At 57.3% G+C, this 12,034-nt stretch carries 11 protein-coding genes; 4 read left to right on the forward strand and 7 right to left on the reverse strand.

Annotation, left to right across the window (positions count from 1 at the left end):
- Positions 1 to 17: 17 nt before the first annotated feature.
- On the reverse strand, positions 18 to 3,212 hold the full coding sequence (locus BLR44_RS10695; RefSeq protein WP_089681690.1) for a SusC/RagA family TonB-linked outer membrane protein: 3,195 nt from the start codon (positions 3,210 to 3,212) through the stop codon (positions 18 to 20).
- A 395-nt stretch (positions 3,213 to 3,607) separates the two neighbouring features.
- Between BLR44_RS10695 and BLR44_RS10700 the strand changes: the two genes are divergently transcribed.
- Positions 3,608 to 4,255 (forward strand): hypothetical protein, encoded by a 648-nt coding sequence (locus BLR44_RS10700; RefSeq protein ID WP_089681691.1) that lies wholly within the window; start codon positions 3,608 to 3,610, stop codon positions 4,253 to 4,255.
- Positions 4,256 to 4,518: 263 nt separating this feature from the next.
- On the opposite strand, the gene BLR44_RS10705 is transcribed toward BLR44_RS10700, so the two are convergent.
- The 5 genes from BLR44_RS10705 to BLR44_RS10725 form a co-directional block, all read right to left on the reverse strand.
- Positions 4,519 to 5,847, reverse strand: coding sequence for an aspartate kinase (locus BLR44_RS10705; protein WP_089681692.1), 1,329 nt, complete (start codon positions 5,845 to 5,847; stop codon positions 4,519 to 4,521).
- Positions 5,848 to 5,929: 82 nt separating this feature from the next.
- Positions 5,930 to 6,406, reverse strand: coding sequence for a 6,7-dimethyl-8-ribityllumazine synthase (gene ribH, locus BLR44_RS10710; protein WP_089681693.1), 477 nt, complete (start codon positions 6,404 to 6,406; stop codon positions 5,930 to 5,932).
- A gap of 49 nt (positions 6,407 to 6,455) precedes the next feature.
- Complete coding sequence (gene kynU / locus BLR44_RS10715; RefSeq protein WP_089681694.1) at positions 6,456 to 7,796, reverse strand: kynureninase; 1,341 nt, start codon at positions 7,794 to 7,796, stop codon at positions 6,456 to 6,458.
- A gap of 95 nt (positions 7,797 to 7,891) precedes the next feature.
- Positions 7,892 to 8,497, reverse strand: a complete 606-nt coding sequence (locus tag BLR44_RS10720) for a superoxide dismutase (protein WP_089681695.1) — start codon at positions 8,495 to 8,497, stop codon at positions 7,892 to 7,894.
- A gap of 101 nt (positions 8,498 to 8,598) precedes the next feature.
- Positions 8,599 to 9,081, reverse strand: a complete 483-nt coding sequence (locus BLR44_RS10725) for a nucleoside deaminase (RefSeq protein ID WP_089681696.1) — start codon at positions 9,079 to 9,081, stop codon at positions 8,599 to 8,601.
- Positions 9,082 to 9,152: 71 nt separating this feature from the next.
- Here BLR44_RS10725 and nfi point away from each other — a divergent pair, with 71 nt between their 5' ends.
- Both nfi and BLR44_RS10735 read left to right on the forward strand, forming a co-directional pair.
- Positions 9,153 to 9,794, forward strand: coding sequence for a deoxyribonuclease V (nfi, locus tag BLR44_RS10730; protein WP_089681697.1), 642 nt, complete (start codon positions 9,153 to 9,155; stop codon positions 9,792 to 9,794).
- Positions 9,795 to 9,911: 117 nt separating this feature from the next.
- Positions 9,912 to 10,202 (forward strand): hypothetical protein, encoded by a 291-nt coding sequence (locus tag BLR44_RS10735; protein WP_143017230.1) that lies wholly within the window; start codon positions 9,912 to 9,914, stop codon positions 10,200 to 10,202.
- A gap of 147 nt (positions 10,203 to 10,349) precedes the next feature.
- On the opposite strand, the gene BLR44_RS10740 is transcribed toward BLR44_RS10735, so the two are convergent.
- Positions 10,350 to 10,583 (reverse strand): hypothetical protein, encoded by a 234-nt coding sequence (locus BLR44_RS10740; protein ID WP_089681699.1) that lies wholly within the window; start codon positions 10,581 to 10,583, stop codon positions 10,350 to 10,352.
- Between the two features lie 352 nt (positions 10,584 to 10,935).
- Between BLR44_RS10740 and BLR44_RS10745 the strand changes: the two genes are divergently transcribed.
- A complete protein-coding gene (locus tag BLR44_RS10745; RefSeq protein WP_089681700.1) occupies positions 10,936 to 12,033 on the forward strand; it encodes an AI-2E family transporter in 1,098 nt (365 codons plus the stop codon).
- Position 12,034: the final 1 nt, after the last annotated feature.

The raw sequence follows: 12,034 nt of genomic DNA on the forward strand, positions 1-12,034 counted from the left end.
ATAAGCTCAGGGGGTGGTTAGAAAGTGACGGTAAGGCCGGTGTTGATGATGCGCGATTGCGGATAATACTGCCCCGTGGGGTTGGCATTTTCCGGATCGTAGACCTTCAACTTGCTGACCGTAGCCAGGTTCAGGCCGTTCACGTACACCCGCAGGTTGCCGATGCCGATTTTGTCGACAATGGGCGAGGGCAGGGTGTAGCCCAGTTCCAGGTTTTTCAGGCGGATGTAGTCGGTGCTGCGCAGCCAGTATGTGTTGTTGAACGAGAAATACTGGTTGCCCCGGTCGGCGATGCGCGGATGCTCGTCGCTGGGGTTGTCGACCGTCCAGCGGTTCTCGTACATGTCGAGCAGATAGTTGCCGATGCTGCCCATTTCGGCCGGACTGATGTAAACCTGTGCACCGGCCGCGCCCTGGAAGAGGATCGACAGGTCGAAGTTTTTGAACTGCGCCCCGATGTTCACGCCTCCCTGGAAGGTCGGGATGTTCGTCTTGTCGTTGCGTACCTGATCGTCCGGCGTGATCTTTCCGTCGTTGTTGTAGTCCACGTACTTCATGTCGCCGGGGCGGAGCGTTTGCGTGATGGCGCTGTAGTCGATGGTGTTGGCATCGATCGCCGACTGATCTTTAAACACGCCGTCGTAGATGTACGCCTGGTAGGTATACATGGGCTTGCCGGTAGTCCGTTGCCAGGCGGGCGCGCCGGGAGCTTCGTCCCAGAACAACACTTTGTTTTTTGAGTAGCCGCCGTTTACGCTCACGTTGTAGCTCAACTCGCCGACCTGCCCGTTGTGGCCGAGCAAAAACTCGAACCCACGGTTGGCCACTTTCCCGATGTTTTGCGGCGGCAGGCTCATCCCGGTCGATTGAGGAATCGATCCGAACTTGGGCCACAGGATGTTGGTGCGCTTGTTGTAAAAAACGTCCAGTTCGAAGAAGAAGCGGCCCTGCATCAACTGCCCTTCCAGCCCGATGTCGGCGTTGTTGGCAATTTCCCAGGTGATGGAGGGGTTAGGAACGCGCGTTTCGTAGAGCGTCAGCACTTCCTGCCCGCCGATGATGTAGCTGCGGAAGGCGTTGGTCGACAGATACTGATACTCTTGCAGCGGCTCGTCGCTGTCGATTACGCCGTTGCGGTTGGCGTCGTAGTAAACCTGGTCGTTCCCCATCTGCCCCCACGAACCGCGTAGCTTCAGGTAGTTGACCCACGGAACACTCTCTTTCCAGAAGCTTTCCTCGGAAATTTGCCAGCCTGCCAGAAAGCCGGGGAAGAACCCGTAGCGGGTCGCTTCAGGAAACATGTAAGAGCCGTCGTAACGCCACAGAAACTCCGCCAGGTACTTTTCTTTGTAGTTGTACGCCACCCGACCGAAGTAATTCAGGCGGGCGCGCTCCCAGGCACCGCCGCCGTTGTTCCGTTCGGCATTGCCCCCCGCCGCCATCTGGTCGACCACCGGCGAGATGAAGTAGCGCCGGTAGGCACTGAACCCGTCGTTCTGAATCGTTTCCCGGTTGGTACCGGCCAGCACCGTGAGGGCGTGGCCGCCGAACGTACGCTCGTAGGTGAAAATCCCGCCGAGCAGAATGTTGAGCTGATCTTCGTCGCTTTGGTTGAGGCGGGGCTCCGCGGGGCCGCGTTTGCCGGGCACCAGCTTGGGCGTGACGCCATCGTCCTCATACGAAACTTTGTCCCAGGTGTAGAGGTACCACGGAATCTCCCAGCGTTTGGTCCGCCGGATGTACTTGTCGACGGCGGCCGTACCCGTAAATTTCAGCCCCTTCACCCAGGGAATCGTGACGTCGACCGAGCCGTTCGTTTGCACATAATAGCGCGTGTCGCGGTCGTAACCGGTCTGGTTAGTGGTGATCACCACCGGGTTCTGTCCATTTTCGATGTCCGGCCCTGGCAGGCCGTTTGGCCAGTAGGCGGGTTGGGTCGGAATGCCCCGCATCTGCATGCGGAAAATGGCCCCGGCCCCTACGGTCGGGAAGAAGCGGTTTTCCTGACGCCCCAATACCCCGATGGTCGTTTTGATGTACTTGTTCACGTTGGCGTCGAGGTTCACGCGGAAGTCGTACTGCTTGTAACCGGTGGCGGCATCGCGGTAAAACGCATCCTGGTTCTGGTAACTCAGCGACGCCAGGTATTTGAAAGCTTCGGTACCGCCGGTCAGTTGCAGGTTGTGGCGCGATTGGGGCGACCAGGGCTTCAGCGTGGCGTCGTACCAGTCGGTATTGGGGTGGCCCCAGGGATCGGAACCGTCTGCAAACTTCTGGAAATCGTCCGGGCTGTAGGGCGCTTTGATTTCCGAGCCGTTGGGCCGTACGTACGTACCGGTCTGCCGGAATGCGTTCTGCGCAGCCGACCATTCGTCGGCCGGTAGGTTGTAAATTTCCAGTTCGTTGCGCATCTCGGCAAACTGCGTTGCGTCGGCCAGTTGAGGAATCACCGTGGGTTGTGCCCAGCCCTGGTTGTACGAATACGACAGTTCCGGTTTACCACTCTGGCCCCGTTTGGTCGTGATCAGAATCACCCCGTTGGCCGCCCGTGCGCCGTAGATGGCAGCAGAAGCATCTTTCAGTACCGAAATGTTTTCGATGTCGGCCGGGTTGATGCGTTCAATGCCCCCCTGGCGGGCAGGAATGCCGTCGATCACGATCAGCGCGTCGTTATTGCCCAGCGTGTTCGAGCCGCGGATGCGGATGCCGGAGCCGTCGTAGCCCGGTTCGCCGCTGCGGTTCACCGCCACGACTCCCGGCATGCGACCAGCCAGCGAGTTCGAGAGGTTGACCGCTGGCGATTTGACCAGGTCTTTGCCCTTCACGGTGACGACCGAGCCGGTCACCGTCTCTTTTTTCTGGGTGCCGTAGCCGACCACCACCACTTCGGAGAGGGACTGAACGTCTTCCAGAAGAATGACGTCGATCGTGGAGCGACCGTTTACGGGTTCTTCGTGCGTGTTGTACCCGATGAAGGAAAATACCAGCGTCGCGTCGCCACTGGGAACGCTCAGCGAATAATTGCCTTCGGTGTCGGTAATGGTGCCCGCGTTGGTGCCTTTGACCAGCACGTTCACACCGGGCAAGGTACCGCCCCCTTCGTCGGAGACTTTTCCGGAAATGGTGGTCTGGGCAAAGGAAGAGAAAGAATACAGAAGAGCAAGATGAAGTATAAAGACATACCTCATCTGCCGGAGTAGATGTGTTTGCATGGTGGATGGGAAAATAGGTTGGAGTAAATCGGGTGCTAGCTGAATAGGAGCATGGCTAGAAAGGAGGAGTGTTGTTCGATAGGCAGGTAGGGTTGATGGAACGGTTGATGAGTTGGAAATGGAGCATAAGTCGTTGGTACTGGAAGACTTACAGCGGGTAATATCTGTAATTTCCGGAAAATTGCAATGCCGGAAAGAAAGTTTGTACAGACAAAGTGGCGTTCAGAAGAGAAGATTGGGGATTTCGTAGAGAAATCTACCGGAAGTGATCGAGAGGGGTGTGGTTGAGTTAGCCCATCGCACCCCAAAGGAAGCACACGGTGTCGCGTCGGTTTTTTCCTAGCGAATGGTCTGCCCAGGGGCGTACTTGCGAACGTTTTAAGCAAGCAACTCTTATGAAAACTTTCTTTGGCGGGGTGGCCGTTGCCTTGTTTCTGGCAGGCCCCCTACAGGCGCAAATCGTTTCCGACTCCGAACCCCTCACCGTTCCGGTAGAAGGCTACGTGGTGACCCATACGCTCGACACGCTGCGCGGCAAAGTGAACGTCTCGGGGCAGGCCGGTTACGTCACCCAGATCACGCTGCGCGAAGGCTCCGGCCGCAAAACCAAGTACAAGGCCGAAGACATCCGCGCGTTTGGGCAGAAGCGCCCGAAGCTGCTGCGCGACTTTACGGACCTGACCACCGTCGACAAACAGTACCTCCATTACGAAAGCCACGAGCACCCAAAACGCGAAGGCAAGGTGGTGTTTATGGAGCGCCTGATGGACGGCCGGAAAATCAAGCTCTACAACAACCCCGCGGCCATGGAATCGTCCACGTCGCTGGCCGGGTTCAAGCTCTCGGAAAAAGAGATGAACTATGTAGTGTTTAAAGAAGGCGAGAAGCCCTACATTTTGCGGAGACGCAACTACGAAGAGGAATTCAACCAACTGTTCGGCGACTGCGAAGAGTTTATGTTGTACGTGGCCAATCATCCCGAACTGCGTACCTACAAGCGGTTGGGCACCACCATCGAGCAGTATAACCTGCAGTGCGAGTAGAGGCGTGACGCTCTTGACGAGCTACATGCGCACCGCACCACACCCACGCCCCGTCAACCGGAAACCGCTTCATCCAACCGGCACCGGTCAACGCTGTACAAAGCACGAGGGTGCAGCTCTGTGGACCTGACCTTGCGGGTAGCGGCCAGCAAGCCGGACGAAAAAGACCTTCTGTTCCGGGTGATGGTGCATCGGATCAACCGCAAAAACAAACGGCGTCGCTTCCGAAAGAGGCGACGCCGTTTGTATGAAAGCGAATGCGGTTATTCCTGCGGCAGCAGGTCGAATACTTTCTCGTTGAGGGCACGCAGGGCGGCCTCTTTGTATTTCGATTGCACCAGTACCGAAATGTTGTGGCGGCTGCCCCCGTACGAAATCATCCGGACAGGGATGCCTTTCAGGGCGCTCATCACCCGGTACGCATTGTCCGAGTTTTCGGAGAGACGATTGCCCACGATGCAGACGATGGTGTGATCGCGGTCGGCCTCTACGGTCCCGAAAGGCTCCAGCGCTTTCACAATCTCATCCAGGTGAGAACTGTCGTCGATGGTGACCGAAACGGCAATCTCCGAAGTGGTAATCATGTCGATGGGGGTACGGTAGCGCTCGAATACCTCGAAAACACGCCGTAGAAAACCGTAGGCCAGCAGCATCCGGCTCGATTTGATCCGAATGGCCGTGATGCCATCTTTGGCGGCTACGGCCTTGATCTGCCCCGTCGGCGAGTGATCGGCGATGGTAGTGCCCTGCGCGTCCGGTTGCATCGTGTTGAGCAGTTTCACCGGAACGCCAAAGCGTTGCGCCGGACGGATGGACAGCGGATGCAGGATCTTCGCTCCGAAGTAGGCCAGTTCGGCCGCTTCGTCGAACGACAGTTCCGCCACCGGATAGGTACGGTCCACAATGCGTGGGTCGTTGTTGTGCATCCCGTCGATGTCGGTCCAGATCTGAACTTCTTCACTGCGCAATACCGCGCCCAGAATCGACGCTGTGTAGTCGCTGCCGCCGCGTTGCAGGTTATCGATCTCGTCGCGGTGGTTCCGGCAGATGTAGCCCTGCGTCAGGTAAATCTCCTGGTCGGGCGATTGCGCCATCAAGGCGTTGAGTTTCTCGCCGATCAGGTCGAAGGCCGGCTCGTGGTCTTCGTCGACACGCATGAAATCGAGCGCCGACAACAGCACGGACCGCACCCCGATTTCCAGCAGGTAGATCTGGAACAGTTGCGTAGAAAGAAGTTCGCCCTGGGCCAGCAGCTCACGTTCCGACACGCCCGTGAAAGGCGTTTGCGCCAGGTTGAGCATCCAGCGGAATTGCCGGTCGATCACCTCTTCGCCCTGTTGCTTGCTCAGGTCTTCGCTGTAGAGGTCGTTGACAAACTGTTTATATTTTTTGAACAATGCGGCGATTTTATCTTCGGCCACTTCCTGCAAACCCTGTTGCAGATCCTGCCCAATGGCCACCAACGCGTTGGTCGTACCGCTCACGGCCGAAAGCACGACAAAGTTGGGCGTACCACCCTGAATGAGTTGCGCAACGTGGTGCATTCGCTCAGGTGAACCCACCGACGTTCCGCCGAATTTAAGAACCTTCATACTGTGCAATTAGTCAATCAGAAACGGAAAATTTAGTAGTAAAAATCGGGGGGGATACTCGGGTAGTTGGTTGGTGTGCAGATCAGAAGCTCAGCATCTTGATGGCCGTGATGGCCGCCTCGTCGCCTTTGTTGCCATGCTTGCCTCCGGCGCGGTCCAGGGCTTGTTGCTGGTTGTCGGGTGTGAGAACGCCGAAAATTACCGGTTTGTTGTACTTAAGCCCCACTTCGGTGATGCCGTGCGCCACGGCCGAGCAGATAAAATCGAAGTGGCGGGTTTCGCCCTGAATGACACAACCCAGGCAGATGACGGCGTCGATGTCGGGGCGTTGCGCTAGGTACTGCCCGCCCAGCGACAACTCAAAACTGCCGGGCACGTTTTTGCGGACCACGTTTTCGTCAGGCACGCCGTGCTGTTTCAGCGTGGCGATGGCGCCTTCGAAAAGCGCTTCCGTCACCTCGTGATTCCACTCGGCTACCACAATGCCGAACCGCCGGGCCGATACGTCGCGGATGCCTTCCGACTGGTACTCTGACAAATTTTTGAGGGCAGTGGCCATAAGCTTCTGTACTAAGAAAAGGACCGCAAAGATGCGTCAAGATGACGCGTTACGCAACGGAATCGGGCCACAATTCATAAAACAATTGCACAAAGGTATAGACCTCCTCGAAGGTATTATACAGGGGTACGGGGGCCACGCGGATCACGTCCGGCTCGCGCCAGTCGGCCACGACGCCCCGCTCGGTCAGTCGCTGAAAAAGTGCGCGCCCTCCTTCGGGCACCAGCAGTGAAAGCTGGCAGCCCCGTTCGGCCGGGTTGCTGGGTGTGATGATCTGCACCTCGGGCAATGCCTTTGCGGGGCGGTGGCGAGCGGCGTGCTCCTGGTAATCGCGCAACAGAAACTCCAGGTAGCCGGTGAGCCGCTCGCTTTTGGCGCGCAACGCTTCCATGCCCCCGGCCGCCTCAAATACCTCCAGCGATGCTTTGTGGATGGCCATCGGGAAGATCTGCGCGTTGCTCAGTTGCCAGCCCGCCGCGCCCGGCATCGGCTGAAAGCCCTTCTGCATCAGAAAGCGTTCCGCTTCGTTGTGCCCCCACCAGCCCGCCAGGCGTGGCAGTTCCTTGTTCCGGGCGTGGCGCGCGTGCACGAACGTACCCGACGTGCCCCCCGGCCCGGAATTCAGGTACTTGTAACTGCACCAGACCGCAAAGTCGACGCCCCAGTCGTGCAGGCGGAGGACAACATTTCCGGCGGCGTGCGCCAGATCGAAGCCCGCATAGGCCCCGACGCGATGCGCCGCTTCGGTAATGGCGGCCATATCGTAGCATTGTCCGGTGTAGTAGTTGACGCCGCCCATCATGACCAGCGCCAGTTCGTCGCCGTACCGGGCGATGGTGGCGAGGAGGTCTTCGGTACGAAGCGTGTGTTCGCCCGTGCGAGGATGGACTTCCACGATGGCTTCGTCGGGGTCCAGGCCGTGCAGGCGTGCCTGAGATTCCAACGCATATTGGTCGGACGGAAACGCGCCTCCTTCCACCAGTATGCGGAAGCGACGGGTGCCGTTTGCCTCGCGGTGCGGCTGGTAGAACGAAATCAGCATCAGGTGCAGGTTGACCGTTAGGCTGTTCATCACCACCACTTCGTCGGGTTCTGCTCCCACGAGGCGGGCGGCCGGTTCCTGCAACAATTTATGGTAGTAAAGCCACGGATTTTTGCCCTGAAAATGCCCCTCTACGCCCAGCCGTGCCCAGTCGTCCAGTTCCTGTTCTACGGCAGCGCGGGCGCTTTTAGGCTGCAAGCCCAGCGAATTTCCACAGAAATAGAGGGCCGGTTTTCCTGCGTGCTGAGGTAGGTGAAACTCCGCGCGAAACCGGTGCAGCGGATCGTGCGCGTCGCACTGTTGGGCGTAGGCGAGGGTATTCTGGAAGGCGTGTGTGGTAACGGACATGGCGAGGCAAAAATGCAGGAAAAATGGCAGCCCTCCGTTGCGGGGAAGCTGCCAGCAAAAGTACGCGATGGTACGAAGGCCGTAGGGCCACGGCGTTACAGCGTGGCCTGGTAATTTTTGGCGACCTGGTCCCAATTGACGATGTTCCAGAAAGCCGAAATGTAGTCGGGGCGGCGGTTCTGGTAATTCAGGTAATAGGCGTGCTCCCACACGTCCAGTCCCAGGATCGGCGTGCCTTTGGTGTCGGCCACGTCCATCAGCGGATTGTCCTGATTGGGCGTCGAAGTGAGGGCCAGTTTCCCGTTTTGGGAGATCAGCCAGGCCCAGCCGGAACCGAAGCGCGTGGCAGCTGCATCCGAAAAGTTCTCTTTGAAGGCCTCGAACGAACCGAAGGCCGAGTCGAGGGCCTGGGCCAGTTCGCCGGTGGGTTGGCCTCCGCCGTTGGGCGAAAGAATCTTCCAGAACAAACGGTGGTTGTAGTGACCGCCGCCGTTGTTGCGCACGGCCAACGGGTATTTGCTGACGTGCGTCAGCAGCTCCTCGATCGATTTACCTTCCATGTCGGTACCGTCGACGGCGGCATTTAGTTTCGCGACATAGCCGCCGTGGTGTTTTCCGTGGTGAATTTCCATCGTTTGCTGGTCGATGTGCGGCACCAGGGCGTTGGCGGCATAGGGGAGAGAGGGCAGTTCAAAAGCCATAAGAATCAGAAATTTTAAGGGTGAGCGGGGATACGAAAATTCGTCTGTACGCAGGAAAAACGGAACATCCGTGGCGCGGAGGGCAGGACTCGGGTTGTATGCTACACGTACGTTCCGCCGGAGGGAGGGTTTCTGAGCCGCCCAAAAAATTCTTGCAGCAGCTGCCGCGCTTCTTCGGCACGCAAACCGCTCATGATCTGTGTTTTCGGATGAAGGAGCGTCCCCTTTGCGGAAGCCAGTCGCGAAAAGCCCCGCTTCTCGTCGGCCGCAGCGTAGTACAACTTGCCCAACTGTGCCCAGGCCAGCGCCCCGGCACACATCACGCAGGGTTCGAGCGTGACGTACAACTCACACTGCGACAGGTACTTGCCCCCCAGATGATTGGCGGCGGCCGTAATGGCCAGCATTTCGGCGTGGGCCGTCACGTCGTTCAACTGTTCGGTCTGATTCCAGGCGCGGGCAATAATCCGGTTCCGACACACCACCACTGCCCCTACGGGAACCTCGCCGGCGCCGGCCGCCTGTCGGGCCAGTTTCAGGGCTTCGCCCATGAAATAATCGGGAGAGAACGGATCGACTTGCATAGGCCAAAAGTACGGGTCGGCGCTTAAACCAAACCACAACGCCCGGGCGGCGCCTACGTACTACAGAAACGATGCAATGGCCTACTACAATTGAGGACGCTACGGCCGTCCAGCTTCAATTACGCGATCGGGTGATTCGCGACGATCAGTTCGAACCGTTCCGCACGGTGGCGGGGGTAGACGTGGGGTTTGAACAGGAGGGAACCATAACGCGCGCCGCGGTCGCCGTGCTCGATGGGCAAACCCTCCAGCTCATCGACTACGCCCTGGCGCGGCAGCCCACCCGTTTTCCCTATGTGCCCGGCTATCTGTCGTTTCGGGAGGTGCCCGCGGTCCTCGAAGCGTACGATAAGCTCCGGGCCAAGCCCGATCTGCTGCTGTGCGACGGGCAGGGAACAGCCCATCCCCGGCAGTTTGGCATTGCCTGCCACCTGGGCGTGTTGCTCGACCTTCCGTCGGTGGGTGTAGGAAAATCGCGTCTGGTGGGGCGTTATCAGGAAGTGCCGGACGAGCGCGGTGCCTGGCAACCTTTGTATTACCAGCGTGACATCATCGGGGGCGTATTGCGTACGCGGGTGGGCACCAAGCCGCTGTTCATTTCCACCGGCCATCGGGTGAGCCTCGAAACGGCCATCCGGTTGGTGATGCATTGTGCGCCGAAATACCGCCTGCCCGAAACCACGCGTCAGGCACACAAACTGGCCTCGGGGTAGCAGCGCGGGTGTAGGTTTTCCCTGAAAGAAGAGTGGTAACTCTGTTTTTTTAGGCTGTAATTTGTTATGAAAATCAATTGAATCCTTAACCTGATTCTTTCATACAACGATTGCAGCATGAAAAAATGGTTACTCACCGGCGTTGGGCTTCTGTTGGCCTTTGCTAGCTATGCCCAAACCCCCCAAGACGTGATTGTCACCAACAAAGGCAAGCGCATTAAAGGCACTGTCCAACTGGTCAACATCGACGAAGTGCGCTACACCAAAGAAGGAGACGCCAGCGGCGCGGTCTATACCATGAAAGTGGGCGAACTGGACCGGATCGACTACGCCAACGGTACGCAGGATCTTTTCATCGAAGAGTCCCCCACCTATTTGAGCAACACCACCGACGAAGAAATCAAGTAAACTGTCCTGATTGTCCTACATACAGTTGAGTTCCAATCGACAAAGCCGGTTCCTGTTACACAGGGCCGGCTTTTTTCGTAGGTCCGCAGGGAAACACACAAACGTCGGGGCACAAAAAAAGCCCGATGGGGGATCGGGCCAGTGGGGTCAGAAAATATTTAAGATGCGTGAGATACGCCGGTAAGCGTTGGCATTCGCTTCCTGCAAGCGTAACCAAAGACGTTTCTTTTCTTCCGGCAACCGATCGGTCTCTTCCGGGCTCAGGTTGTGCGCAATCAGCAGGTCGTGCAATTGCGCCCGATTGGGGTCCAGCACATCCTGATAGATCTTCTCCACAAGCTGAGAAGTCTTTACTTGTTTTTCGTCGTTCAGCATCAGCATAAGGTTGGGTATGGTGTAGTAGTCGTTACGAGCACACCGCTTTTAGTAGAAAGGCGGTCAAACATAGCACCTGGAGTAAGCGTAGCGGATCCCCTGAATCAGGTTTCCCTAATAACTAATAGATAAAAAAAGTAGATGAGGCCCAGACATCAACAAGGTAAGGATTAGTTTCGATAATTACTATAATCCATTCTGCTAAATCTGCCGAATGCTCCGTCGAATCGACCGAGGGGCAGTGGTGAGGGCTTGTGTGCTACCTTTTTTTTCGGGCTTCCGTTCTTCTTCATAAAGAGCAATACACCCAAACGTACTGTCTCCGTATAACACCCCAAAAGAGATGTAGTTCCGCTTCATGTTGAAAAAAGATTTATTATTCCGGGCCACCCTTGTTTTAGCATTTTTCTTTGTTCTGTTTGTGTGCTTGGCCCGTGCGCAGGGATTTTTAAAGCCGGTGGCCTTTGCCGCCATCTTCGCCATGCTCCTCCAGCCCGTCTGCCGATGGTTGGAGCAACGCATGAGCCGTACCTGGGCTAGTCTGCTCAGCGTGTTGCTGTTCGTCTTGGTGTTTGGGGGATTGCTGGCGCTCTTGTCCGGCCAAATGGCCGATTTTGCCGAGCGACTCCAGCAAGTGGGGGGGCAATTCACGGAAATGCTGGACAAGTACCAGAAGGTAGTGGCCGAAAAGTTTGGCATCAGTCCAGAAGAACAGAAAAAGTTGCTGGAAAGCGGGGACTCCGCCATGAGTGGCCTGAAGTCGATGGCGCAGGGATTTGTGATGGGCCTCTTCGGGACGATGGCAGACCTGTTCCTGACCCTGGTTTACATGTTTCTGTTTCTGATGTACCGGACCAAGTTTCGCCGTTTCATTCAGAAGCTTACGCCCGACGACGCCAGCGATCGCACCGATAAGGTAATTACCGAAGGCTCGAAGGTGGCCTACCAATACTTGTTCGGGCGCTTGATTCTGATCGTGATTCTGAGCGTATTGTACACGGTAGGGCTGCTGGTAGTAGGCGTGCAAAATGCATTTTTCTTTGCGCTGCTGGCGGCCGTTGTGAGCATCATCCCCTACATCGGCAACATCGTGGGCGGTGGGCTGCCTCTGGCCACGGCGCTGATTTCGGGCGATAGCGGACAAGCCATCGGGGTGATAGCAGTCTTTACCGTAGCGCAGATGTTAGAAAACTACGTGCTGGAGCCCTTAGTCGTGGGGAAGCGGGTCGAACTGAATGCCCTGTTTACCATCGTAATCATCGTGGTGGGGGGCAGTGTGTGGGGCGTGGCGGGTACCATTCTGGCGATTCCGTACCTGGCCATCCTGAAAATTATTTTCGATCACGTACCGCCTTTGCATCCGTATGCCTACCTGATCGGGGACCAGTCGGGAGGCGATTCGACCGACGACGCCATGCAGCGCGTGAAAGATTGGTTCCGGAAGCGATTCCGTTAAA

The organism is Catalinimonas alkaloidigena (assembly GCF_900100765.1).
GTDB classification, from domain to species: Bacteria; Bacteroidota; Bacteroidia; order Cytophagales; family Flexibacteraceae; genus Mooreia; species Mooreia alkaloidigena.